Genomic DNA, 26,283 nt, shown 5'->3' with positions numbered 1-26,283 from the left:
TATCCGAGAGCTTAACTTCATCTCTTTTTTTAGATCACTGCTGCTTGATTTTATATTTTTGTTTTTCTTTTTCAGCTTCTTTTCTCATAGCTGGGGACAAAATGAAAGACAAGTGCTTGTCAGATGGTATGGACATGCCTTCGTCTATTTAATTTCATCCACGGGAGTCCGGGTAGCCATAGATCCTTATGGAGATGAGACAGTTAAATACCGATTCCCGGATCACCTCCAAGCAGACGTTGTTCTCATCAGTTCTGAGGCTGAGGACAGATCAGCCGGTGAAAAACTTTATGGCACCCCGCAGATTTTCCGAAGCATTACAGCTATTGGTCCAAACAATGCCCGGGGTCATATCTTCAAAGGGATTCAAACTTTCCGTGATAAATCCCAAGGTTCTTTGCATGGGAAAAACACCGCTTTTGTCTTTAAACTTGACCATGTAACTTTTGCTCACCTTGGAGACTTGGCCCATACCCTTAACAAGGATCAATTAGCCGAATTTGGGAAGGTCGATGTGTTATTTCTTCCTATTGGCAACGAAATCCTTTCCAACGATGATCTCGATAAAATCACAGCTGATCTTGGCGCTCGAATAATCATACCCATTGCTTTTAAGACCAATTTAAGCGGGGATATGGATATCCGTCCTCTAGAGAAGTATCTTGAGGGAAAGAAAAACGTAAGAATGCTTGATGGTTCTGAACTATTGATTGGTCAAGCAGATTTACCTTCAGAGCCCTGGATTTATGTTTTAAAAGCCCCGTGATTTTTACTTCAAACCATTTAGATTTTTAGTAAAGTCAGCTTTATAAAAGATATTAATAAAAAAAGAATGTTGAGTTTATTTCGAATGAGGAATGCAGCACAGAATAATTAAATAACAAAATGAGCTTGGTTCGGTTTTGTTATAGGTATAAACCAATTCCTGTCAATGATCAACTCTATAAAAGAAAGGAAAGGCTTTGAAAATTCTTGTAATCGGAGGTGGGGGTAGAGAACATGCATTGTGCTGGGCTTTAAAAAAAGATCCTGCGGTAAAAGAAATTTTCGTTGCTCCTGGAAATGGAGGAACTGAGGAGTTTTGCAACAATCTTCCCATAAGTGTCTGCGATATAGACAACCTCTTTCAATGGGCAAGGGAAAAGCGGCCTGATCTCACTGTAGTAGGCCCTGAAGCCCCTTTGTGCGATGGTATCGCCGATAAATTTAAATCAATTGGATTAAAAATTATGGGGCCTAAAAAAAGAGCAGCTAGGCTTGAAGGGAGCAAAGCTTGGACAAAAGAATTTCTCCTTCATTATAAAATTCCAACAGCAGAAGCACACATTTTTGAAAATCCATTGGATGCCATTTCTTTTAGTGCAAGTTTTAAATTCCCTCAAGTCATCAAAGCAGATGGACTTGCTTCTGGAAAAGGAGTGCTCATTGCCCATGATCGTGAACAAGCTGAATATTCGATTCGAAAATTGATGAACCAAAGGCTTTTTGGTGCTGCAGGCAAAAAAATTCTTGTTGAAGAATTTCTTGAAGGAATAGAACTTTCCCTTTTCTTTCTCCTTGATGGCAAAAACTACAAAATACTAGCCGCTGTCCATGATTATAAAAGGATTGAAGACTCAAACAAAGGTCTGAATACTGGAGGAATGGGAGCATTTTTCCCAAGTCCACTTTTTGATGAGCGACTCAAAAACTCTATTGAGAAAAATATTATTTTCCCATTAATGGAAGCGCTTAAGCAAGAAGCTATCGACTACCAGGGAGTTCTCTATGCAGGTTTAATAATAACCCGAGATGGCCCCATGGTCTTGGAATTCAATGTAAGATTAGGAGATCCAGAAGCCCAGGTTATAATTCCCGCATTGGATACTTCTTTGGTGGAAATCGCAAATGCGATCGCAGATAGAAAACTTGATGAATTACAAATCCAATTTAAAAATGACATTCACTGTGTTGGAGTCGTGTTAGCTTCTAAAGGATATCCTGAAACCTTTGAAGTGGGCAAAGAGATAACTATAGACGATAAAAAATTGACAGAAGAAGAAAGATCTAATAGCCATCTTTTTCATTCAGGGACAAAAAGAATAAACGGCAAGCTGGTTACATCTGGTGGCAGGGTATTCTGTGCAGTGGGTTGGGGACAATCCCTTGAAAAAGGGATAGCTTTTGCTTATCGAAGGTTAAGCACAGCCCGGTTCGAGGGGATGATCCACAGAAATGATATTGGCCAGTTAAACTCAGCATATCTCAAGTCCTAGGCAATCCTATACTTATCCAGCCAGATCATCATTGACAACCGATTGGAGAGTTTAACTGATCCCAGTGGTAAGAAGCAGCTTGTTGCTCTTTTTCCTGCTGTTAGACAGTTTTAGGGCTCATCGGCTCTAAACCTCTCCCATAAGCTTGAGTTTCATAAAAGATATTAAAGGGCGTTTTTAAAACTGACTTTAAAAACCAAAGAAGTTATCAACCCTTTTTTAAGTTACAACCGATAAAAGAAACGGGTACTTCCCATGTTCTCTTTAGTTCTAGGTTACAGACCCACTTGCAAATTCTGAAAGCCCTCGTTATATATATAGCATGTTCAAACGCATCTTCTTGTTAACGCTTACAAACATCGCTGTAATCGTTTTGTTGACTTTGGTCATTTCCATACTGCACCTGGACCGATGGCTAAATGTATATGGAATAGATTATCAAACCCTCTTTTTATTTTCCATGGTCGTCGGTTTTACGGGTAGTTTTATCTCTCTTGCCCTATCCAAGTGGATGGCCAAAATGGCTTATAATATCCACGTTATACAAGAGCCCTCAAACGAAGCTGAAAGATGGTTGATCGAAACGGTTTCCGAGTTAGCCCAACGAGCAAATATCAAAATGCCTGAAGTAGGCATTTACGAAAGCCCCGAAGTAAACGCCTTTGCCACAGGCCCTTCCCGGTCTAACGCCCTTGTGGCGGTAAGTACAGGAATTCTGTCGCAGATGAATAAAAAACAGATTGCCGGTGTGCTTGCTCATGAAATCACCCATATAAACAACGGGGATATGGTCACAATGTCTTTGTTACAAGGTGTTGTAAATACTTTTGTGGTCTTTCTATCCCGCATTATAGGATTCTTTGTTGATCGGTTGTTTAGCCGCAATGATGAGAGAGAGTCTATAGGCATAGGCTTTTATTTAGGCATGTTTATTTCTGAAATCGTACTTGGTCTTTTAGCTTCGATCATCGTCGCTTGGTATTCTCGAATGAGAGAGTTTCGCGCGGATGCTGGAGGAGCTCATCTTGCAGGCAAAGAAGCCATGATCTCTGCTCTCAAAAAACTCAAGCAGATTATGGAAGGGGAGTCGGCTTTTATTGATGAACGTTCTCCTGCACTGAACGCTTTTAAAATCAATGGTAGACCAGGAGGTATTCTAGCCCTTCTGGCTACTCATCCACCACTCGATGAGAGAATAGAGGCTTTAGAAAGAATTCCTGATTAACAAGAATGGCTTTTTAGAAGGTAATAAAGATTTAATTTATTCGGCCGGTCGTTCAAATCGAAATTTCAAAGAAAAAAAAGCCTTGTTCTATTTCTCTAACCTGATCTAAATGATTTACAAACGCAACCTATTCGAGATTAAAAGATAAATACTTCGTTTCTAAAAATTCCTTTATTCCCCATTGTCCCCCTTCCCGTCCAATACCCGATTCTTTAATCCCTCCAAACGGTGCTTGACAGCAAGAAGGCCTACCATCATTGATACCCACAATCCCAAACTCCAATGCATGAGAAAGACGAAAAGCTCTTCTAAGATCAGATGTCATGATATAAGCTGCCAGTCCATAACGGGTACCATTAGCCCAGCTCACTACTTCACTTTCAGATTCGAAGGGTATAACTGGCAAAACAGGACCGAAGATCTCATGGGTAACAATCTGTAAAAGAGTATCATTGAGTCGAACAATTGTAGGACCAAAATATAATCCGGTGGCTTCTCCACGGTAGATTATTTCTGCTCCCTTGGATAGCGCATCTGAAAGCAAGGAGTCTATCTTTTTAAGTGCTTTCTCATTCACCAAAGGCCCAATGTCAACTCCTTCGTCCAAAGGATTACCTACTCTCAGTTTTTTGGTCTCTTCCACAAGCTTGTTGCAAAAACTACCGATAATTTTATTCTCAACATAAAGCCTATTCACAGCGATACAGGCTTGACCTGCATTTCTAAACTTAGCTTGAATTGCTTCTCTTACTGCTATATCCAGATTGGCATCAGCAAATACAATCATCGGGGCATTACCCCCTAATTCAAGAAGAACTCCTTTCAAGGTTTTAGCACTTTCCTGATAAAGAGCTTTACCTACAGGAACACTTCCGGTAAAAGATACCTTTCTTATTCTAAAATCATCGAAAAAGGGTTTACATAGCTTTTCAGGTCTTGAGGTTGGAAGAACCTGGAATACCCCTGGGGGACCTCCAACTTTATCCCAAAGAGAAACAAGGTATAAAGCCGATAAAGGACTATGTTCGGAAGGCTTCACAATAACTGTGCATCCGGCCGCCATAGCCGAGGCAGCTTTTCTTGTAACCATGGCGGAGGGAAAATTCCAAGGAGTGATGCAAAGAACCGGTCCAACGGGTTCATGAGAAACAATGATTTTTTTAGAAGATCCTGAAGGAGGAATCGTCATTCCATAAATCCTTTTGGCTTCCTCTGCGTACCAGTTCACAAAACTGGCAGCATAATCGATTTCCTTTCTACCCTCTTTAACGGGTTTTCCCATTTCAAGGGCCATAATCTCAGCCAATGTCGTTTTTTCTTTTACGATTAGTTGTGCCCACGAACGGAGGAGTTCAGAACGATATTCAGCTGTTGTATTTTTCCACAACTCAAAAGCCTTCTGAGACTCGTCTATAGCCCAACGAGCTTCTTCTGGGCCACAATCAGAAACAAGTCCAATCACCCTTCCATCAATGGGACTAATGAGCTCAAAGCTATCCAAAGTTTCTACCCAATCGCTTCCAATTTTGCCCTGTGTAATCCATTTTTGGTGCAATGTTTCTCGATACATAGCTTTACCTCTTTCTGCCACAAATCCAAAGAGTTAACTAAAAGTTGATCTAGGGAACAGTCTGAGGATGGTCTTTTTCAAAAGAATACCTCTCTACTTGAATCCACTGATCCCCTTCCTTAACGGGTTCTTTGTGAATTTTGATGTCACTGACTATGAGTTTTCCCTGTTTTTCATCAAACCAAAAATCAATGTCATAATATTTTTGAGGTTCATCTTTTTCACGAAAATCAGTGCAAGCAAAATACTGTTTTCCTGGAATCCTTCTCACAGGATTATGAATTTCAACAAATTCCAAGGAAAGATCTTTTCCCGTTTTGGGATCTTTCAGATGGAAAACTCCACCCCCTTCTTTCATTTTTTGTGCAACATACTCATGAATCGCTGCCTTAACTTCCCAAGCCCTTTTTTGTTCATATTCTCCTGGATGCTCTGTCGAGGGAAGCCACCACCAAGCTATTGGATAGTGAGTCTGTAGTACCCATTTATCTCCTTCTTTTTTGGGAAATTTATATACCCTTATATCCATGAGGAGAAGTTCATTGCCTTTAGGTTTCCACCAAAAATCCAGTTCATAAGGCTTAGTCGAATCCAGCTGGTCATGGAACTGGGCTGTAGCAAAATAGCCATACCCTGCTAAGGACCTCACTATACGGACTTTTTCAAAGACCAATGAAAGATCCTGGCCAGAAATCGAATCATGAAAGGTGAACAGTCCATCATGGGATTTTTCAGAAACATACTTCTGGACCGCTTGCTGAATCTCGCTTTTTGTAAATTCAGTTTCTTGACAATAACCCACAAAGGAAGGTGTTACGAAGGAAAAAAATACAATTACGTAAAAACATTTCCAAAAGCAATTTTTCACGGCATTGACCTTTTTGTGATTAACCACTTTAGAATAATGGATCGATTATATTGAATAGTTGTCAAGGATTGATTTTACAGGAAATGACATTCTAAGCTTTGACAAACCAATGGTAAAGCATGAAATAAACCAACACCCCTGTAATCGACACATATGCCCAACTTGGCCATAAAAGCCTAGTTATACGAGTGTGTCGATCAAATTGGTTTCTAAAAGCAAAATAGAGTGCCAAAAAAATAGCGGGAAGATTAATGATAGCCAGAATAGTATGCGAAGTTAAAATGGTGAAATAAAGAGGCCTTGACCAATCATGTCTTGGGAAGGGGGTTGCTCCGTGAAAGTAATGATAAGTCAGATAACAGGCTAGGAAAGCCATCGATAATGTAAAAGCGGTAATCATACAAAGTTTATGTGCATCTTTCTTTCCTTGTTTAATGGCTATATAACCTAGCAGGAGGAATAAGAAAGTAAGAGCATTCAAGGAGGCGTTTATCGCTGGAAAATCTTTGATAGACATTGTAATCTTTCTATAGGCAAAGATAAACAACTCCGTTCTGTTATTCTATCTCCTCATTATTCTTTCTTTGCGGTATATCTTTTTTATGTTCCTTTATTATTTTTCGAATCTTTTTGCAATAAAAGGAGAATATCTATGGAAAGCTCTTTGGGTGTTTTTTGACTCAAGCCATCATAATATTTTCGGATAAAACCTTCTTGATCAATTAAAACAAATTGGGTGGAATGGTAAAACTTCCCTTCAGTTTGTCTTTTATCTTGAGGATTTTCTCCCATTCCCAGGGCTAGGCCTTTAACTACAAAATCCTTGATATTCTGAGAGCTGCCCGTCAAAAAATACCAGAATGTTGGATCAGCATGGAACCCTTCAGCGTATTTTCTCAATATCTGGCCATTGTCCATTTCGGGGTCAATAGAAATGGAAACCAACCGAACTCCTTCTATCTTTCCTAATATACTCTGAAGCTGCGACATCCTTAAGGACTCCGTAGAACAGGGACCAGGACAATGGGTATAAATCAAGTCCGCCACCCACACCTTCCCTTTCAAATCATGATCGGTAACCGTCACGCCATCCGATCTGACCAAAGAAAAGGGAGGAATTTGCCTTATTTTAGGCATGTTCGACCTTTCTTTCCAATATTTAACCTGGAAATAGCTTGAGGTCAGATTGAGAAAAAAGGAAACAGCCACCAAGGATATAAAAAGCACTACAAGTGTCTTGACGAGATTTTTAGGATTTTCTTGATGTTGTAAACTCATGGATGTCTAACTTTAACTTTTTCAGTTACCCAAATACTTACAGCGGTTACCGCAATAAAGAAAAGCAGTGTTATGAAACAATACAATATCAATTTTCCTTGTTCAAGGGTGGAATAAGGGCTCAACCAAAACCGCAGTATCTCCAAGCCATAATAGAGAGGATTAAGATAAATCATCGTTTTAATCCATCCGTAGGCTCCTTCAGCAGGGAACAAAGCCCCAGACAAAAGCCATAAAGGCATGAGAAAAAGATTCATTAAAGCGTGGTAACCTTGAACAGAATCCAATGGCCATGCCAAGATATAACCGACAGCAGTCATCGCCATTCCCAGTAAACCCAAGCTCAAAACTATGCCTAAAAATCTTTCAAAACTAAAAGGAATTCCCATAGGTAAAGATAAAAAGTAAACCAAAAGCGATTGCAACAATCCTAACGTCGTTCCCCCTAGGAGCTTGGAGACAACGATCGAGCCACGGGAAATGGGGGCACACAGAACAGCTTGAAGAAAACCTTCTCTTCTATCTTCGATAATAGATATGGTAGAAAATATAGCGGTAAAAAGAAGAATTAAGAGCATCATGCCCGGGAAAAAGTAAATCAAATAGTTTTGACCGTGAGGTGACTGGAAAGACCTCCCGACACCTGATCCGATTAAAAGCCAGAACACCAGAGGAGTACCCAGGGCCCCAACAATCCGGTTTTTTTGACGCAAAAACCTGACTACCTCCCTTTTCCATAAGGTATATATGGCCAATGTATTGTTTCCGACTCTTCTAACTGGCTGTTGCATTGTCTTTTTCTCCTATTAAAAATTGATGACCAGTCAAATGGAGGAAAACATCTTCGAGGGATGGCTTGGAAATGGTCAATGCCGAGATATGATGATGATATCTTTCCAACAAATCGGCCGCAAATTCAAAAAGGGATTGATTATTCTCTCCCTTTCTCAATTCGACATGAAGCGCTCCATTAACTTTAATGGGAGTTCTGCCCAAGCTCAAGATTTCCTTTTCTAAAAGCTCAATATAGGAAGAATGCACAGTAAGAATAAGACCAGGAATTAATGATCTTAACCGATCAGGACTGTCCCAACAGACCACTTTTCCTTTATCGAGGATCAAAACCTTGTCGCATCTTTCAGCTTCTTCCATGAGATGAGTGGTAACCAATATCGTCAGGCGCAATTCATTACGTAAAGTAAAAAGATAATTCCAAATCTCTCTGCGGGCGGCAGGATCTATGCCTGTGCTCGGTTCGTCCAGAATCAAAATCTCTGGTCGATGTAATATCCCTTTTGCCACTTCTACCCTTCTTTGAAGCCCTCCCGACAAGGTTTCTACAAGATCTTTTTTTCTTTCAGACAGATGAAATAGCTCCAACAATTCGTCTATTCGTTGCCGGAGCTCTTTTCCCCGCAGATTATACAAATGACCTTGGTGCAACAAATTTTCTTCAACAGTCAATTTTTTATCCAAGCTTGGAGACTGAAACACAATACCCAATACAGAACGAGCCGATGAGCCTTCTTGGGGATAAGAAAACCCCGATAGTTTCACAGAACCCGAAGTCAAGGGCAGAAGTGTGGACAGAATCCTAAAAAGAGTGGTTTTACCACTCCCATTAGGACCCAGAATACCCGCTATTGTTCCTTCTTCTACTTCAAAACTAACACCGTCTAAAGCCTGACGATCTCCGTAAGAAAAAGACAAATTCTTGACTTCTACCTTAATCGGTAGCATCGATTTTGTTTCCCCAGTGGTCTTAAACTGAACGAATGAACTTAAACTCATTTTAAAAAAAATATCGTGTTAAAAAAAGAATTCCATAGCGTTTTAATTATATTTTGTTTCCTTTGCTGTTTCTTGAAGACCATTTTGCAACAGGGATTTTAATGAACCCTTCTTTTGATATTCCAAATAATTATACAAAATTTCTGCTGTTTTTCTTCCTACCCCCACGTTCTTTATAAACACTGACCTTGCTTTTTCTCCCATCATTTTCCTCAATTTTTCATCTTTAAGAAGAACTTCTATCTTAGAAGATAAATCCGCTTCGTCCTTGACAACCGTAAGGGCTTCGCAGTCTACAAAAAGTTTAAATAATAATTTAAAATTCTGCATGTTCGGACCAACAATAATGGCTTTCCCCGCTTTAGCAGCTTCTATAAAATTTTGCCCACCTTTGGCTGTTAAACTCTTGCCTACGAAAACAAGATCCGCCTTTTCATAGAGGGCCCTTAATTCCCCAGTTGTATTAATGATTAAAATTTCAGACGATTGCTGGAGGGAGTTTATTCTGTCAAGATCAGACCGCATCACAGGCATAAAACCATATTTCTGGCAAAGATTTTTAATTTCTTTGGCTCTTTCTGCGTGGCGAGGAGCCAGGATTAAGCGCAGATTAGGCCAATGCTGTTTAAGCCTGATAAACTCTTTCAGCAGGATTTCTTCCTCTCCACGATGCGTACTGCCCCCAAGAATAATTAAATGGCTTTGATCCCAACCCATTTTTTGCCACCACTCCAAAGTTTTTTCCTGACCACTTCTATAGTTAGCCACATCAAATTTCATGCTTCCCAAGCAAAATATCCTTTCAGGAGGAAATCCTACTTTGACAAATCTCTCAATTTCTAGCTCATGAGTAACCAGAATCAAGCTCAACTCGTTAAGAAAAGGTTTCATGAACCAAGAAAAAAATGTATACCATTTTTCAGTCCTTTCCGAAAGTCTCGCATTACAAAGGATTATGGGAACCTTTCTTTTCTTCGATTCTTCGATAAAATTTGGCCAAATTTCAGTTTCGATCAGCACAACTAACTTAGGATTCAAAAAAGAAAATGTCCTTTTTACTGCCCATGGGAAATCGAGCGGAAAATAGAATACCGAACATTTCTCTCTTGGTTCAGATAAAGCCATTCTATAACCTGTTGAGGTAGTTGTGCTAAAAGCCACTTTAATTTCCGGATTAAGCTTCCAAAGTTCTTTTAAAATCACTTTGCCAATCATCACTTCTCCAACACTCACCCCATGTATCCATATATCCACTCCGACACTGTCATGGATTTTATGCTTTGGATATAAACCAAAGCGCTGACCAATCCCTTCAAAAGGATTACCTCTCCTTCGTAATTTGAGGTAATAATAAGGTAAACAGAACAAGGTAAAAAGGCAGAAAAGCAAAGAATAGAGGAGTCGGATAAAAAAAGAACGCATAAGTTTCCTTTTTCAAGCTCTTGGATGAGCTCGAAAATAAGACTCTTTCAAATGCTCTGCACTGACCGCTGTATATATTTGAGTGGTAGAAAGATGAGCATGACCTAACAGTTCCTGGATACTTCTCAAATCCGCTCCTCCTTCCAACAGGTGGGTGGCAAATGTATGCCTTAATTTATGGGGACTTATTGATTGGTCCAAGCCTGAAATAATCAAATATTCTTTTAAAGCGAGTTGGAAAAATCGAGGTGTAAGAGCTTTACCCCGGGAAGAAACAAAAAGAAACTCAGAATCAAAAGGACAGCTTTCCAAATATGCACAAATTGAAGCGGTGGCAACTTCCCCAAGAATACAATATCTTTCTTTTTTCCGTTTCCCTTCCACAAGAATGGCAAGATCTGAAGGGAAAAAATTTTTCCTTTTAAGTGTGCTGAGCTCTCCAACTCGAATACCTCCCCCATAAAGCGTTTCCAACCATGCTTGGTCTCTTTTCCACTGCCACTCATTCCATCTGGATTTCTTTCCTTTTTCCTTTTCCTTTTCCCACTTTTGTCGAGGAGCTTCAAGCAACGCATGAACCTGTTCCAAACTTAGATATCGGGGTAAATTACGTTTCAACTTGGGCAATAAAATAGAGGAAATGGGATTATCTTTGACTATATTTTGTTCCTTATAATAAAATTTAAAAAAGGAACGGAGTGCAGCAAATCGTACCCGAATGGTACTTTGTCCTAAATCCGGTCTTTTACAAAGAAAGTAAAGATAATTGCGACATTCTTCAGTTCCCACTTCGTTACAAGATTGCCAATTTCCAAAAGAAAAAAATTCTTTCAAGGCCTGTTCATAATTTCTTAATGTATATAAAGAAAATTTCTTTTCAGAAAGATAACGGATATATCTTTCTATCCAGTCCGTTATCTCAGCTGATAAAAGAGCCTTCTTTTTTAAATCCATCGAAAAACTTTTTCTTTTATAATCTTTCTTTCTAGAAAAAAGAAAAGATTAAAAGCAACGAATTTCCAGCTCAAGGCTAAAGAAAGAAGTTTAAGCAACTATTCGTATTCTATTTTAAAAGTTGTTGAAATTTTTGCCAAAGATTTTTCATTTAGATGGCGTTAATATTAAAAAACAAGTGAAAGTAGTTTTTCATATCTCTCCAGAACATGATTTTTCTCTACTCTCTAAGACTATCCATTTTCTGGGTGATACTTTAGGAAAAGTGATCACGAACTTGGAAGGTGAAACAACCTTATCCATTGAGGAGAACATAAGAAAACTGGCCAAGGAAAGTCGGAAAGGAAAAGCAGAAGCAACACAAAGATTGTCTGAAATCGTGCAAGGATTGGATACAGAGATGGCTTACCGGATGGCTATGGCTTTTACATGCTACTTCGAACTTGTCAACATGGCTGAAGAAAACTACAGGGTTCGCATTTTAACAAAACGGCGGTTAGATCAACTCAATCATCCCAAAAAAGCTATTCCCAAGGAGTCCATTGAATCGGCCTTTTTCGAGTTGAAAAAAGCTAAAGTTAGCAAGGAGGAGATTCAGCAAATCCTTGATAAAATGGAAATAGTCCTTGTCTTTACAGCTCACCCCACAGAAATAAAAAGAAAAACCATATTAAACAAACTTTGTGAAATTTCTTCTTACCTAAAAAGAGAATCCCTCAATTCCAAGCCTTCTCAAGCCGTTCATTCTACTATAGAAAGATTGATCGCTTCCTTATGGCTTACCGAAAGATCAAGATCAAAGAATCCTCAAGTCCTTGACGAAGTACGAACCGGACTTTGGTACTTTGAGCATACCCTCTGGGATGTCATTCCCGAACTCCACAACGAACTTAAAAGAGTCTTGGGCATTTATTACCCTGGAGTAACCTTGAAATCCAAATGGATATCCTTTGGTTCATGGATTGGCGGAGATCGGGATGGCAATTGCCAGGTTACGACTTCGACGACAGCGGCTACTTTTATTCTTCATCGCAACCTTGCACTGAGCAAAATTTCCCAAAGTCTTGAACGACTTTCTGAAATCTTCTCGGTATCCAGCCTACGTATTGCCCCTACAAAAAGAATTATTCGGATTTTGGCTGAAAAGCTTAAATCTTTCCCTTCGCTCCGTGAAGAATACGAGAGATACCCCAACGAACCTTATCGGTTGGTTCTCTTGGCTTTAAAAAAAGAAGTGGAAAAGGCCATAAGCACAATCTCTGAGAATGATTTACTCGACTTTTTCAATGAACCTAAACCCGACAATACCCTTAAGGCAATTACCGAAGTCCTCGATGCATTAAAAGAGAATTTTAATGCTGCAAACACAGGGATCCTTCTGGAAGGAGAATTTCAAAACCTTACGCAGAGACTTGAAGTGTTCGGTCTCCATATTTTTTCTCTGGATATCCGCCAACATTCCTCCATTCATCAAGAAGCTCTTGAAGAAATTTTGCAACTTATCGGTTACACTGAGCCTTCTTATGCTTTACTTAAAGAAAAAGAAAAAGTTGAACTCCTTAACAACCTATTAAAAGGACCATTTCCTTCCCTTTCTTCTCTTTATCCCCGAGCATCGGATAAACTTAAAGAAGTTCTTGGACCCATTCTTGTCTTTTCTAGATCCATGGCTATCCTCGGAAATGAAGCTTGTGGTTGTTATCTTATAAGCATGACTTCTGGACTATCCGATATTCTTGAAGTCCTCTATTTGTGTAAAATATGTCATTGCACTATTGATATTGCTCCCCTTTTTGAAACGCTTTCAGATTTGAAATCTTCTCCTCAAACAGTTAACAACCTTCTTTCTCATCCTTTTTACAGAAAGTACCTCCAAGATCGGGCCAATAGACAGATCATCATGCTGGGATATTCAGATAGCAACAAAGATTGTGGATATATGACCTCAAATTGGTGGCTTTATCATATCCAGGAAAAACTTCATGAGGTCTGTCAATCCCATGGCATCAACCTCATTTTATTCCATGGCAGAGGAGGAACAATTGCTCGCGGTGGAGGGCCTGCAGCAAAAGCTATTTTAGCTCAACCTAAGGGACTCTTAGACGGCAAAATCATGATTACCGAACAAGGAGAGGTCCTTTCTACACGTTACCATGATTTCGATATCGCTTTCCGTATCCTTGAACAAACCACTTATGGCGTTCTTTTAGCTGTCCATAAAAGTAGAAAAAAAAGTATCCTGCCCAAATCATGGCAAAAAGTAATAGAATATATTGCCGAAGAGAGTTATGCCACCTATATCCATTTACTCCAAAATGAAGCTAATTTCTTGCGGTTCTGGCAAGAAGTCACCCCAATCAATGAAATCGGCTCTTTAAAAATTGCATCCCGTCCTATATTCAGATTCCAATCAAACAACTTTGAAGATCTGAGAGCTATTCCCTGGGTGTTTTCTTGGATGCAAACCCGTTTTGTCATTCCCGGCTGGTATGGTATTGGTTCTAGTTTGCAAAAAACTATTGAAAGGAATCCAAAAGCCTTGTCTGTTCTTCAAAGGATGTATGAAAAATGGCCATTCTTTCAAACGGTTATTGACAATGCCCAACTTTCCTTGGCAAAAACAGATCTCGATATCGCCAGATTATATTGCACATTGGCTTCAGACAAGGCATTAACCGAAAGAATATTCTCTATAATAGAAGCCGAATATAAAAAGACAGTCGATACGATCCTTAAAATTACCCAACAGGACAAGATCCTTGATAATGAGCCCATTCTTCAAAGATCGATTCAACTAAGAAATCCTTATGTTGATCCTCTTAACTACATACAGGTGGAGATGATTAGACGCAATCGAGCCAGCCAAGCAACCACTCCATCTGAAATAGAAAAAATAAGATCGGTGATCGAGTTGACCATAAACGGGATTAGTGCAGGTCTCAGAAATACCGGATAGATGATCAGTTCCGATAAGTATCCCTGATTTTGACCTTCCAATCCTTGAAAAGATAAAAAACCTTTCCGTTTTCGTTGTAGCACAAGCAAGAGCCCATAAAAACAAGAATAATTTTGCTCTTAGAATCCCCAGCTTTAGCTCTGAGTAGATTGAGTAGAACATGAGCCAAGTCGATAAGCTTAAGCTACTTATCGACAACAGCCATGTAAAGAATATAACTCTTTGTTCATAAATTTATTATCAAAAAATCAATAAAAATATAAAAATATTTTTTGCTATTCTATTATTTATGTTAAAGGTTATTTTAATGGACAATAATTATAAAAACTTTGAGCATCATCATTCTTACGATCGGGTTACTTCCCGATTTAAAAAAGAGCTCGATACGACTTCTTTGTCCATAATTTTAGCTCTGGTGATCGGTTATATTTTGTTCATTTTGTTTTTGAATTTTGATCATTTCATCCCTTATTTAAGGCCAGAATCCGAAATCTTTGATATTCCACCCACTCCCTTTTAGCCCTCTTTTTTCCATTTCCAATAGGAAGAGCCAACAGAATGTTTCTGTGAAAAGAGACAATCTATAAGAGCAATGCCTTATTGACGGCATTGAGATAAGCTTTTATACTGGCTTCCAGGACATCAGTCGAAGCGGCTTTAGCCGTAATCAAGTGTTTTGAGCCAAAATTGACCTTAACGGTGACTTCTCCAATGGCATCTTTTCCTTCCGTCACAGATTTTACCTCATACTCAACCAGATGCCCATGTTGACCTGTAATCCTATCCACAGCTTTCATGGCTGCATCTACAGCCCCATCCCCTGTGCTTGCATCGACAAAAACTTCTTCTCCATGCCTAAGCTTTATCGTTGCCATGGGAATACCACCGCTACATACTGTTACAGCTGCATATTCAAGCTCATAAGTCTCCTTTACCCTAGTCATTTGACCTTCAACAAGAGAAATCAGGTCATCGTCGTAGACAAACTTTTTCTTGTCCCCAATTTCTTTAAATTGAGAGAAAATGTTGTCGATCTCCTCTTTTTCTAATTCAAAACCAAGCAGCTTAAGCCGGTTTTCCAAAGCAGCCCGGCCACTATGCTTGGTTAAAGGCAGTTCGCTTTGCTCCCAACCAATGATCTTTGGATCGATGATCTCATAAGTCTCCCTTTTTTTCAAAATCCCATCTTGATGGATTCCCGCTGCGTGAGCAAAAGCATTTTCTCCAACCACTGCTTTATTGCGTTGAACCGCAAGCCCAGACATTCTGGATACAAGCCTAGAAGTTCTAAGAATTTCTTTCAGTTGGATCCCTGTCTCGATCTTGCCAAAAGCGTCGGCACGAGTGTGTAAAGCCATAATGATTTCCTCGAGGGCAGCATTACCTGCCCTTTCCCCAATACCATTGATAGTCCCTTCAACTTGCCTAGCTCCGGCTTTTATCGCTGCCAAGGAGTTGGAAACAGCAAGCCCTAAGTCATTATGACAATGAACACTAACAACGGCTTTATCAATATTTTGAACATGGTCAAACAGGTATCGAATAAGGGAGGCGAACTCTTCAGGAACGGCATAGCCTACGGTATCTGGAATATTAACGGTTGTCGCTCCCGCTTCTATAACTTTCTGAATAATCCTAGCCAAAAACTCAGGCTCAGTTCTAGAAGCATCTTCGGCAGAAAATTCTACATCATTAATATAGCGCTTCGCCAGACGGACACCCTCCACAGCGATGCGCATGATCTCCTCTTCATCCTTGGCGAGTTTGTATTTTCGGTGGATTTGAGAGGTAGCAAGAAAAACATGGATCCTGGCTGCTTCTCCTGCAGCTTCCAATGCTGAAGCTGCAGCTTCTATATCCTTAGGCAAACACCTAGCAAGGCCACAAATCTTGGGTCCTTTGACCTGGGTTGCAATTTCACGCACCGATTCGAAGTCGCCCTGGCTTATAACCGGGAACCCTGCCTCAATCACATCGACACCCAGCCGCGCTAATTGCTTGGCTACTTCCAGTTTCTGCCTGGAAGTCATACTGGCTCCTGGGCATTGTTCACCATCCCTTAAGGTGGTATCAAAGATAATAAGCCGATTTTGCGTCATTTCCAATTGTTTACTGGTCCTTTAGCAGCTTTCATAAGCAGCTTGTACACCTTGAAGATTCCTTTTCTTAAGCCAAGGGAAAAGGGCGCGGATTTCTGCACCCACTTTTTCAATTTGATGCGCAGCCCCTTCCTCAAGTAATTTCTTGTAATTCGGTTTACCCGCTTTGACTTCTTCAATCCATTGCTGAGCAAATTGTCCGTTTTGAATATCTTCTAGAACCTTTTTCATACTCTCTCTAACATGACCATCAATGATTTTAGGACCCACAGTCAGATCTCCCCATTTGGCGGTTTCCGATATGGAAAACCTCATTCCAGATATTCCCGACTCATAGATTAAATCAACAATCAGTTTCATTTCATGAAGACATTCGAAATAAGCCATTTCAGGAGAGTATCCACTGCTTACTAATGTTTCAAAGCCAGCAGTAATCAAAGATGTGAGTCCACCGCACAAAACAGCCTGTTCACCGAAAAGATCCGTCTCCGTTTCTTCCCTGAAAGTCGTCTCAATGACACCCACTCGAGTTGAACCTATACCCTTTGCCCACGCCAAAGCGATATCTTTTGCCTTCCCGCTCTTATCCTGAAAAACTGCGATCAATGAAGGAACCCCTCTTCCCTGGACATATTCCCTCCTGACAATATGACCAGGACCTTTTGGAGCCACAAGAATAACGTCTACATCAGGCGGAGGAACAACAAGCTTGTAATGAATAACGAAACCATGGGCAAAAACAAGAATCTTTCCTGCAGAAAGATTGGGGACAATATGGGTCAGGTAAATTTCAGGAATGGCCAGATCCGGTGCAGCAAAAAAAAGAATATCAGCTTTCTTTGCCAGCTCATCATTAGTTAAAATCTCAAAACCATATTTTCTAGCCACTTCTATAGATTTACTCTGTGGGTAAAGACCAATGACGACATTCAGCCCACTCTCTTTTAAATTCAAAGCATGGGCATGTCCTTGCGAACCAAACCCAATCACTCCAATCGTCTTATCCTTAAGAAAGGACAAATCAGCATCTTGATCAAGGAATACGGTTTTAGTCATTTTGTTCTCTCCAAAGTGATGATAAATAATAAAAAGCCTCGGTGTTTATCTTACTTTGTCAACCCCTTTCTTTGAGTCAGCATGAAAAACTTGTTTTGTTCTACCCGCTATCCCTGTTTTCTAAATTCTTGGCAAGGCGATTTTACCTGTTCTACTCAAATCAATTATTCCAAAATCCTGCATAAGAAAAATAAATTTTGAAATCTTGCTTTCATCGCCTGTTACTTCGATAGTCATATTTTTGGGCTCTACATCCACAATTTTCGCACGGAAAATATCACATATTTGCATAAGTTCAGCTCGGCTTTTGTTTCCCGTTGCCACTTTAACCAACACAAGTTCTCTATCTATATATTCTCCATCCCTGAAATCCTGAACCGCCAAGACATCAATAAGCTTGTTTAACTGCTTGGTTACTTGGTCCAGAACCTGATCGTCACCTTTGACGACTATTGTCATTCGTGAAATGGATTCGTCATGCGTTGGCCCCACATTAAGAGTATCAATATTAAAACCTCGCCCGCTAAAAAGCTCGGCGATCCTTGTCAGAACCCCAAACCGGTTAGCAACTAAGATGGATAATGTATGTCTCATAGAATGAATCAAGAGCTTCAGTCGTTTGCATTGTAGAAAAAGTATCCTTAGTGATGCCTTTCCCCTTCTGGGGATGGACTAAAAAAATTCTTTTCTTTCCGCCATTTCTATAAACACATAGCACATCAACGAACGATATGAAAATGAATATATTTGCCTTCAGCTTCTCCCCAAATAAAATCCACATGAGAGATATAAGACTTCATGTGGCTATGGGTCAGTTCTCTAATAAAATCCTTTATAGTCTGTTCTTCTCCCTCCACAATCAACTCTACTCTTCCATCCCTTAAGTTGCGCACAATGCCATCAATATTATAAAACTGGGCAACTCTCCAAGTTGTTGCTCGAAAGCCTACACCCTGAACATGTCCATAAAAATAAGCTTTCAGTTGTTTCTTCACGACAATAGGAATGGCTTTTATAAAACTGAATTAATGTTTTTCAACCGACAAAAATAAGCTTTTTATATAAGAAATACTTAATGAAGCAAATTTTCCATGGCTGCGATGAGGATTCATTCCAAAGCAACTGCATCCCTTGATCCTTTTTGCCTTTCGCTCTACAGAGCATTAATAGTATTGTCATGATTGAAGGAGGGGTCAAGGTATTTCCCAGAGGATTGCTATTTCGCTTTAAAAAACCTTTGGCTAAAATTGAAGTTCAGTTAAACTTAGCGTGGATATGTAAAGGAAAATAAGCTACAAAGTTTCGGAACAGCCCTATACAAAGAGAGTTATGAGCGGATATTTTTCTTCAGACAATGCGCTCTGCGATGGGGGAAGATTTCTCATCGTAGGACTGCCTGCAACTGGCCTTTCCAAGGATGAAGTTAATGTCATTCGTGAAGTACAGCCTGCAGGATTCATTTTTTTTTCTAGAAACTTGGAAAATCCCCTCTCTTTTAGAAATCTTGTCGATCAATTAAGAGATCTTGTTGGGCATGAGCCTATTTTTACAATCGATCAAGAAGGAGGAAGGGTGTCTAGGTTAAAAGCTTTTGGTAGTGAACCTCCTGGTGCAAAAGAACTTGGAGAAAAAGCGGATTTAGAATTGATCAGAGCACACGGGGAACTGACTGCTCAATTGTTACGGCTTTTTGGTCTTAATTTCAATCTCGCTCCCGTTCTTGATATGGATACTCCCGAGAGGGAACATAACTCTTTAAAAGGAAGATCTTTTTCATCAGACCCTCAAGAGGTATGTCGCTTTGCTAGAGCATTCATAGAAGGTTTAAAATCTCAAGGGATTCTTTGCTGCGGCAAACATTTCCCTGGATATAGCTTTGCTCCATGTGATCCTCATCTTGAATTACCGCAGTCTTTCAAATCGAAAAATGAACTCGAAGCTTTTGAATGGATTCCCTTTAGAACCCTTCAAAATTTATGTGACAGTTTCATGATCGCCCACATCCGTAACTTGCATTTAGACCCAAGTGGCCTACCCGCATCTCTATCCTCTCCAATCATAGATATTATAAGGAAAGAATGGCATTTTGACAAACTTCTCCTTTCAGATGACATCGATATGGGGGCTATCATTAATCATTATTCTTTAAAAGAAACTCTCGAATTGTCCTTGAAAGCCGGTGTCGATATCCTTTTACTCTGCCACCGTTTCCACCTGATTAGGGAAGCTGCCGCTATTTTAAGTGCGCTGCCTGAATCGGTGAAGGAACAAGCGGCTCGAAGAGTTGAAAATTTTAGAATGCATCTTGCTCCTCCACTTCCTTATTCCCAAGAGCAGTTTCAACACATCGACCATGAAATATATGCGCTTCGCGAAAAGGTCCTCGGCAAAGAAAGAGCAAAGCAGAGGTCTATTGAAGATGGGAAGCGATCACCCGTAGAAATATTCTGAAAAAGATTATTATGCAATTGAATTTATCTAGGAGGAGGGATAAATTGATGACCTCTTAGAGTTGACTTCAATTTCAAGGAATGACCTAATGGACTGGATCGGTAGGGAATGGATCCCCTCCTCTCAAGGGGCTTTATTGTTGATTTATACGGCGACACTTCAAGATGTGGAGCAATTCGAGAAAAGCCTTTCTAGACAGCTGATCATCGCTGTAGGAGAACTGAAAGATGTAAAAGAGGAACAGGTCCTCGAAAAGGGATTTCTTTTCCTAGAAAAAACGAACAAAGAAGAGGCTGTCCGGTGGCTACAAGATAAACTCAGATCGAATACTTTAGTCGGTATCATCCTACGGCTCACCCAACTTCCTGAAGGCAACGTTACAAGTTTTCCTCAATTTGTTCTCGATATGATTGAACATATCGAATCCTTGGTGATCCCCGTCTGGATCGATTCTTTCTGGAATAATTTTTTCAGCCCCCTTGACTCTTCTTATCCTTCTACAAGTAGGGTCATTGTAGGTGCTCCCAAAACCCTCCATGAAGATTGGAGGGATTGGTTAAGAAAAAGCTTTTATGATCTTTCTTCCCAAGCTCTGTTGTTACGGCCCGAAATTGAAGAGAATATCGGTTGGCAAGCTATTTATTATCTAAAGCAGAGAAAAAATAATCCCATATTCATCGATGGGCATTCCCAGAAGGTCCTTACAGGAAAAGTCTTACTGGGAATAGCCTTAAGAGTTGCTTCTTGGATTTCTAAAAATATAACCGAGCCTCGAATAGGTGTACTGTTGCCCATAGGTGCAGGAGCAATAATTATCAATTTAGCCGTTGTTCTTGCGGGAAAGATTCCTGTCAATTTTAATATGACAGCGGGTTCCGCAATGAACCTCATTGCGATTGAGAAATCGAAAGTCAAAACTCTATTTAGTGCAAAGATATTGAGGGAAAAACTTCAAGATTTCCCATGGCCTAAAAGAACGATTGAAACGGAAAGTTTTCTCAAATCTTTTTCTAAGCTTTCTTTCTTTTTTCACATTTTTATTGCCGATCTTTTGCCTCCGAAGACCGTGGCCACTCTCTGGGGCATTCCTAAAAGGGGAGCTAACAAAGAAGCCATTTTGCTTTTTACGAGTGGTTCCTTTGGTGAACCCAAAGGAGTCCCGTTATCTCACAAAAACATTTTGGCCAATATCGCACAAATCAAAACCATCCTCTCTAGTATTCCGATTAAAAAATTGTTGGGAGCCCTTCCTATTTTTCATAGTTTCGGTTCAACAACCTGTCTCTGGTGGCCGATATTAGGAGGGCCGCTGACGGTCAGCTATGTTAATCCTCTAGAAATCGATAAATTAGCCACCCTCATTGAGCAGTATCAGATCGAACTGCTGATCACAACACCCACTTTTCTCCGTCAGTATGTTAAAAAAGTACCACCCGAAAAACTACGCAGCCTCAAAATTGTCATTACGGGATCAGAAAAGTTACAAAGACAACTTGCAGCAGATTTCGAATCGAAGTTTGGAATACCTGTTTGTGAAGGATATGGGACAACAGAAGCCTCTCCCGTCATTAGTTCCAATGTGATAGATCCTTTCCAGACACTGAGCTCAACTACCTATAACCAAAGAAACAGGCCGGGAAGCGTCGGACAACTTGCAGCGGGAATATCCATCCGGATATTTGACCAAGAAACACTAAAAGAACTTACTCTTTCAGCCCGGGGAATATTAAGTTTTAAAGGGGCAAACATCTTCGGTGGTTATCTCGATGACCCGCTCAGGACAGCCGCTTCCTTTCGAGATGGTTGGTATGTCAGCGGAGATGTGGGATCATTGGATAACGATGGGTTTCTATACATTGAAGATAGGGTCAGTCGATTTTCTAAAATCGGAGGTGAAATGGTTCCTCATGGGACTATCGAAGAAGGATTGAGAAAAGGATTACAAGAAGTATTGGGAGAAGACTTTGAAATTGCGGTCGTCGGTATTCCAGACATTAAGAAAGGTGAAACACTTGCCGTTTTAATCAATCGAAAGGTTTATAATTGGCAAATAAGAAAGTGTTTAGTATCACAAGGTTTTTCAAGACTTTGGATCCCCAAGCATGTACTTGTTCTTAATTCTCTTCCCAAGACACCCTTGGGTAAAATCGATTACCAACGCTGCAGGCTATTAGCTTCAAAAGAAGAAATCCAATCAACTCCTTCCTCTGCAGCTCCAGAAAATAACGCTCAAGAGCAAGATAATTCTGATCAAATTTAAAGGATTAACCAATCTTTTAGGTTTTGATTTTTAGGGTTTGAGACAATCCATTAATCTCTTTCTTGTTTCCCACAATTTTTTAGCTCCACTCGAAGAGGCCTGTGCATAGAGCTTATCTATTGCTCCTCCCTCTAGCCCATGGATTGATAAAAGCCGCTTTTCATAAAGCTCCACAATCTTTAAACTCACAGCTGTTTTTTTTATATAACCAAGGGCTTTCTTAAGAAGGTTAAAACTTTCAGGTATAGGTGTTCTTTCTTCAGTTGTTTGAGCAATTAATTCCGCGAAATAATTGGAACAAAGAAAAGTCGGCCAATTATTCCTCAAAGCAAGCATGGGATCGACAATTCGATATTCTTTTAACAAATAAAGATCGCTTTTTTTTGATATGTAAAAAGTAATCTCACATTCATAAAAAAGATCTATTGGAGCAAAAGAAGCTGTCCCAGCTCTTCTTGATCCTTTGGCAAGGGTTTTTATACAGCCTATAGGACTTATCCAGTAAATAATCGAGCTTGTTTCAGAAAAAGGATATTTTCTATATGCGATCGCTAGGGTTGATGCAATATGGCCGGGGCTTTTATCCATGAAATCAAGCAAATCCCAACTTTTCCCAGATTGACTTAAGAATGAACTCCTGCTGCACCTCCATCTGTTTCCGTTCTTCTTCTCTACGATCATCCATCCCACAAAGATGAAGCATGCCATGAATTCCATAAAGCAGAACTTCTTTTAGGACAGGAATAGACCGGCTATGGGCTTCTCTTTCAGCAACCAAGGGACAAATCAAAATTTCACCATAATCAAAACTAATAACATCCGTTGGACTGGGATCATTAAAAAAAAGTCCATGTATTTCTCCCATTGTTTTAGAAGACAAAAGAACAAGGTAAATTTTTTGAGGTAAATGCAGCTGATTAGGAATGAACTCCACTGCTAATTTCCATCCCTTCCTTAGACTGGATAAGGGCAACAGGACCTCTTTCTGAAGATTCTGAATCACCACCACTCGATTTTTCAACGTTTTGGGTATTCTTGGGATAATGAATGCGCGTATGCAATATCGTTTTCAACGAAAAAACAAAACTTTTCTTTATTTCAGTAATTTCTTTCATGCTCAATGGACATTCATCAAGCTGATGATCATGCAATTTTTGAGAAACAATATCTTCGACAAGTTGTTCAATGTCTTTAAGACTAGGTTTTTCCAAGCATCGCGAAGCACTTTCAATGGAATCGGCAAGCATTAAAATACCGATTTCTTTTGTTTGAGGCTTGGGACCTGGATACCTAAAACGAGACTCGTCAATTTCAGGCAGATCTCCTTCATCCATATTGAGAATTTTTACTCCCATTCGACAATCTTCAATATTCTGCAAAGCTTTTCTGTAAAAATAGTAGACTAAAGAAGTTCCATGATGTTGCTGAATGGCATCAATAACGGGTCGTCTCAAATGATGCTCCAAAGCGAGGTCGACTCCATCCTTTACATGAGAAATAATCACCAAAGCACTCATTGCTGGAGTTAGACGGGAATGGGGATTATCGGCTCCCTGATTTTCAACGAAATATTGAGGGTTAATCACCTTCCCAATATCGTGAAAATAGGCCATTACTCTGCATAGACTGCCATTTTCACCTATCGCATTTGCCGCCGCCTCGGCAATATTAGCAACCATTAAACTATGATGATAGGTTCCCGGAGCTTCAGCAGCAAGCCTCCGGAGTAAGGTGTGGTTGAGATCAGATAATTCAAGCCATGTAAAATCGGTGTTCAATTGAAAGATTTCTTCAAGAAGAGGCAAAAGAGTGTTTATCAGTACCGCTGTAAAAAGCCCTATGCCAATGCTCAAAAAAGCTTGCTGAATGAGGACGTCAGTATCTCCTCCATTGATTATTCCAAATCCCACAGCACAAACTAGACTTGTAAGCCCAACAGCGATACCCGCCTTCAAAATATCTCTTCTTTGGCAGATCCTCTGAATAAAATAAACCCCAACAATTCCAGAAAGAAGATTGCTCGCTAAAAGGGGTATGCTGGGATTAACGAGTAAGGAAATAAATACACTTGAAAGCACAACAACGATAACTCCCGCATTCACGTTAATCAAGGCCGTAACCAATAAGGGAGCTACAGCGGTCGATACATAAAAATAGATCGCTCTTGATTCCAGCCCAGGTTGATGGATTGACCATACATAGACGGACTTGGCAATCAATAAGTTGATCGCGATCACAGCAAAAACCAAAAGAAGCTTTGAGTTACTATAAAAAATCTTAGGTAGACTCAAATTCAAAACCATGGCTGTACAACTTGTCAAAATTAAGGAAAGGAAAACCAGAGAATAAGTAACATGGCCAGTGGCGAAAAGCCCTAACACGATACAGAAGAAGATAAAAAAGAGAAAAATAGCAATGCGAATGGGCTCGTTGGTTTCGAGTTGATTTTCCCATTTCGGGATAACAAATATTCTTCTTTTTCTATCTTGTTGCACTCTTTTAAATCTGGCTAAAAGATGCTCCAATAGAGGTTTCATAAATTACTCTTAGAATTTGCCCTATGTATTCTATAAGCTTCCACAATATCTTTTACAAGTTTATGCCTAATGACATCTTTTTCGCCAAACTCGCAAAAATATATACCCGATACCGACTTCAATGCGTTAATCGCCTCGAAAAGACCAGAACTCCTATGCTTTGGAAGGTCTACCTGGGTAGGATCTCCAGTTACTACACAGCGAGACCTCTGGCCTAGACGAGTTAAAAACATAAGCATCTGTTCGGTGGTTGTATTTTGAGCTTCGTCAAGAATGATAAAACTGCCACTTAATGTTCTTCCCCTCATGAAGGCAAGAGGAGCTAATTCTATTATCCCCTTATCAATCATTTTTTTTAACTCCTCTGGATCAAGCATTTCTTCTAAAGCGTCATAGAGGGGCCGCAAATAAGGGAAAATTTTATCCTCAAGCTCTCCTGGAAGGAAACCAAGTTCTTCGCCCGCCTCAACAGCAGGACGCGTCAAGATGATCTTTTTGATTTCGTCAGCTCGAAAAGCGGCTACCGCAGCAGCAACTGCAAGAAATGTTTTTCCAGTACCTGCAGGACCCAGCCCGAAAACAAGTTCATGTTCTTTTATAGCCTGGATATATTTTTTCTGATTCAAAGTTTTAGGAACTACAGGTGGTTTCCTGGAAGAAGTTTCAAGTTTTGCTCTCTGAAAATCACTGAGAACAACCCCATTTTCTTTTTCAACAAACTCCATAGCATTATGAATATCCTTCTTGCCAATTTCTAACCCTTTATCCAAAGCATCTTGCAACTGATCAAAAACTTTTTTTGTTTTCTGGACGCCCTCTGGGGCACCATCAATACGCACCCATCCATCCCTTGTTGTGACTTTTACTCCAAAACGTTCTTCTAAGATACGTACATTTTTTATTTCATTGGCAAAAAGTTCATGAACAAATCGACCATTCTCAAAAGAAATAATTTCTGAATGAATCATGGGCTGAGATAAGGGTAAAAGAAATTGAAGGCAAAGGGCTTATCCTTATATTGCCGACAAGAAAAGACTAGAAAAAACAAATAGGATAGAAAACAGAAGAAACTTAACCTTAATCGATGAGAAAAATCCAAAAAAATTGATGAAATAATCAGTCTTGATAATTTGCTATTAAAAAGAAAATACTTTCTACTACAAATCATGAAAATTATAAATCAAAATCAATCACAAAATTATACAATTTCTTATTTTTTATTTAATCATTACCATCTTTTAAAAGTGGAGTCAATGTCAAAAAAGTTTTGAAATCGAAAACACTAAAGATTATCGAATTTTGAAAAAATTCAGTTTAACCCAAAAGTGTTTCGTCTTCGTATCGAAAAAAAATTTAATCCTATGCTAAAACATAACGACTCAATAAGGCTTGAGCTTTCAATGATTAAATACTTTCACAGCAGAGGAAAACAGATCGCATGCGTTGTGTTTTCTTCTAGTCCAATCCTTACAAAACTATGTTAAGAAGACAGCCAATCTGCACTTATAAATTAAAATCTAAGAAAATTTAGTGCCTTCGCAACTTTAAAGCTGGAGTCCAG

At 39.6% G+C, this 26,283-nt stretch carries 23 protein-coding genes; 7 read left to right on the top strand and 16 right to left on the bottom strand.

The window, feature by feature from the left end:
• Nucleotides 1–112: 112 nt before the first annotated feature.
• From IT6_RS08810 to htpX, 3 genes are all read left to right on the top strand, one after another.
• Nucleotides 113–766, top strand: coding sequence for an MBL fold metallo-hydrolase (locus tag IT6_RS08810; protein WP_206826112.1), 654 nt, complete (start codon nucleotides 113–115; stop codon nucleotides 764–766).
• A gap of 196 nt (nucleotides 767–962) precedes the next feature.
• The gene (gene purD / locus IT6_RS08805; protein WP_206826109.1) at nucleotides 963–2,255 is read left to right on the top strand and encodes a phosphoribosylamine--glycine ligase; all 1,293 of its coding nucleotides are present in this window, start codon (nucleotides 963–965) and stop codon (nucleotides 2,253–2,255) included.
• Between the two features lie 322 nt (nucleotides 2,256–2,577).
• Nucleotides 2,578–3,480: a protease HtpX gene (htpX, locus tag IT6_RS08800; RefSeq protein WP_134439278.1), complete on the top strand. Its 903-nt coding sequence runs from the start codon at nucleotides 2,578–2,580 to the stop codon at nucleotides 3,478–3,480.
• Nucleotides 3,481–3,607: 127 nt separating this feature from the next.
• Here htpX and IT6_RS08795 read toward each other — a convergent pair whose 3' ends face one another.
• From IT6_RS08795 to IT6_RS08760, 8 genes are all read right to left on the bottom strand, one after another.
• Nucleotides 3,608–5,050 (bottom strand): NAD-dependent succinate-semialdehyde dehydrogenase, encoded by a 1,443-nt coding sequence (locus IT6_RS08795; protein ID WP_134439277.1) that lies wholly within the window; start codon nucleotides 5,048–5,050, stop codon nucleotides 3,608–3,610.
• Between the two features lie 49 nt (nucleotides 5,051–5,099).
• Nucleotides 5,100–5,918, bottom strand: a complete 819-nt coding sequence (locus IT6_RS08790) for a hypothetical protein (RefSeq protein WP_242524196.1) — start codon at nucleotides 5,916–5,918, stop codon at nucleotides 5,100–5,102.
• Nucleotides 5,919–6,009: 91 nt separating this feature from the next.
• Nucleotides 6,010–6,435: a DUF420 domain-containing protein gene (locus IT6_RS08785; RefSeq protein WP_134439276.1), complete on the bottom strand. Its 426-nt coding sequence runs from the start codon at nucleotides 6,433–6,435 to the stop codon at nucleotides 6,010–6,012.
• Nucleotides 6,436–6,518: 83 nt separating this feature from the next.
• Complete coding sequence (locus IT6_RS08780; protein ID WP_134439275.1) at nucleotides 6,519–7,196, bottom strand: SCO family protein; 678 nt, start codon at nucleotides 7,194–7,196, stop codon at nucleotides 6,519–6,521.
• The gene (locus IT6_RS08775; protein ID WP_134439274.1) at nucleotides 7,193–7,987 is read right to left on the bottom strand and encodes an ABC transporter permease; all 795 of its coding nucleotides are present in this window, start codon (nucleotides 7,985–7,987) and stop codon (nucleotides 7,193–7,195) included. Before IT6_RS08775 ends, IT6_RS08780 begins: the two co-directional genes overlap by 4 nt.
• A complete protein-coding gene (locus IT6_RS08770) occupies nucleotides 7,971–8,987 on the bottom strand; it encodes an ABC transporter ATP-binding protein (RefSeq protein ID WP_134439273.1) in 1,017 nt (338 codons plus the stop codon). Before IT6_RS08770 ends, IT6_RS08775 begins: the two co-directional genes overlap by 17 nt.
• Before the next feature lie 42 nt (nucleotides 8,988–9,029).
• The gene (locus IT6_RS08765; RefSeq protein WP_206826107.1) at nucleotides 9,030–10,409 is read right to left on the bottom strand and encodes a 3-deoxy-D-manno-octulosonic acid transferase; all 1,380 of its coding nucleotides are present in this window, start codon (nucleotides 10,407–10,409) and stop codon (nucleotides 9,030–9,032) included.
• A gap of 12 nt (nucleotides 10,410–10,421) precedes the next feature.
• Nucleotides 10,422–11,363 (bottom strand): tyrosine-type recombinase/integrase, encoded by a 942-nt coding sequence (locus IT6_RS08760; protein WP_134439271.1) that lies wholly within the window; start codon nucleotides 11,361–11,363, stop codon nucleotides 10,422–10,424.
• 178 nt (nucleotides 11,364–11,541) lie between these two features.
• On the opposite strand from IT6_RS08760, the gene ppc reads away from it, so the two are divergent.
• Nucleotides 11,542–14,319, top strand: coding sequence for a phosphoenolpyruvate carboxylase (gene ppc / locus IT6_RS08755; protein ID WP_242524195.1), 2,778 nt, complete (start codon nucleotides 11,542–11,544; stop codon nucleotides 14,317–14,319).
• A 307-nt stretch (nucleotides 14,320–14,626) separates the two neighbouring features.
• Entirely contained in the window at nucleotides 14,627–14,839 is a 213-nt protein-coding gene (locus IT6_RS08750; RefSeq protein WP_242524194.1) for a hypothetical protein, read from the top strand.
• Nucleotides 14,840–14,900: 61 nt separating this feature from the next.
• Here IT6_RS08750 and IT6_RS08745 read toward each other — a convergent pair whose 3' ends face one another.
• From IT6_RS08745 to IT6_RS08730, 4 genes are all read right to left on the bottom strand, one after another.
• Nucleotides 14,901–16,418: a 2-isopropylmalate synthase gene (locus tag IT6_RS08745; protein WP_242524193.1), complete on the bottom strand. Its 1,518-nt coding sequence runs from the start codon at nucleotides 16,416–16,418 to the stop codon at nucleotides 14,901–14,903.
• Between the two features lie 21 nt (nucleotides 16,419–16,439).
• The gene (gene ilvC / locus IT6_RS08740; protein WP_206826103.1) at nucleotides 16,440–17,474 is read right to left on the bottom strand and encodes a ketol-acid reductoisomerase; all 1,035 of its coding nucleotides are present in this window, start codon (nucleotides 17,472–17,474) and stop codon (nucleotides 16,440–16,442) included.
• Between the two features lie 120 nt (nucleotides 17,475–17,594).
• Entirely contained in the window at nucleotides 17,595–18,068 is a 474-nt protein-coding gene (ilvN, locus tag IT6_RS08735) for an acetolactate synthase small subunit (protein ID WP_134439267.1), read from the bottom strand.
• A 125-nt stretch (nucleotides 18,069–18,193) separates the two neighbouring features.
• The gene (locus tag IT6_RS08730; protein ID WP_134439266.1) at nucleotides 18,194–18,469 is read right to left on the bottom strand and encodes an acylphosphatase; all 276 of its coding nucleotides are present in this window, start codon (nucleotides 18,467–18,469) and stop codon (nucleotides 18,194–18,196) included.
• Nucleotides 18,470–18,803: 334 nt separating this feature from the next.
• On the opposite strand from IT6_RS08730, the gene IT6_RS08725 reads away from it, so the two are divergent.
• Together IT6_RS08725 and IT6_RS08720 are read left to right on the top strand one after the other, a co-directional pair.
• Nucleotides 18,804–19,925, top strand: coding sequence for a glycoside hydrolase family 3 N-terminal domain-containing protein (locus IT6_RS08725; RefSeq protein ID WP_134439265.1), 1,122 nt, complete (start codon nucleotides 18,804–18,806; stop codon nucleotides 19,923–19,925).
• Nucleotides 19,926–20,013: 88 nt separating this feature from the next.
• Complete coding sequence (locus IT6_RS08720) at nucleotides 20,014–22,185, top strand: AMP-binding protein (RefSeq protein WP_206826101.1); 2,172 nt, start codon at nucleotides 20,014–20,016, stop codon at nucleotides 22,183–22,185.
• 30 nt (nucleotides 22,186–22,215) lie between these two features.
• Here IT6_RS08720 and recO read toward each other — a convergent pair whose 3' ends face one another.
• Genes recO through IT6_RS08700 form a run of 4 tightly spaced genes read right to left on the bottom strand, consistent with a single transcriptional unit; the run spans nucleotide 22,216 to nucleotide 25,690 of the window.
• A complete protein-coding gene (recO, locus tag IT6_RS08715; protein WP_134439263.1) occupies nucleotides 22,216–22,773 on the bottom strand; it encodes a DNA repair protein RecO in 558 nt (185 codons plus the stop codon).
• A gap of 4 nt (nucleotides 22,774–22,777) precedes the next feature.
• Nucleotides 22,778–23,065, bottom strand: a complete 288-nt coding sequence (gene ybeY, locus IT6_RS08710) for an rRNA maturation RNase YbeY (protein ID WP_242524192.1) — start codon at nucleotides 23,063–23,065, stop codon at nucleotides 22,778–22,780.
• 37 nt (nucleotides 23,066–23,102) lie between these two features.
• On the bottom strand, nucleotides 23,103–24,722 hold the full coding sequence (locus IT6_RS08705; protein ID WP_206826099.1) for an HD family phosphohydrolase: 1,620 nt from the start codon (nucleotides 24,720–24,722) through the stop codon (nucleotides 23,103–23,105).
• Nucleotides 24,719–25,690 carry a PhoH family protein gene (locus IT6_RS08700; protein ID WP_206826097.1) on the bottom strand — a complete coding sequence of 324 codons (972 nt, stop codon included), beginning with the start codon at nucleotides 25,688–25,690 and terminating at the stop codon, nucleotides 24,719–24,721. The genes IT6_RS08705 and IT6_RS08700 overlap by 4 nt, the downstream gene beginning before the upstream one ends.
• Nucleotides 25,691–26,283: the final 593 nt, after the last annotated feature.

Source organism: Methylacidiphilum caldifontis, assembly GCF_017310505.1.
Classification (GTDB): Bacteria; Verrucomicrobiota; Verrucomicrobiia; order Methylacidiphilales; family Methylacidiphilaceae; genus Methylacidiphilum; species Methylacidiphilum caldifontis.
This window is presented reverse-complemented; position numbering and strand designations above follow the sequence as displayed.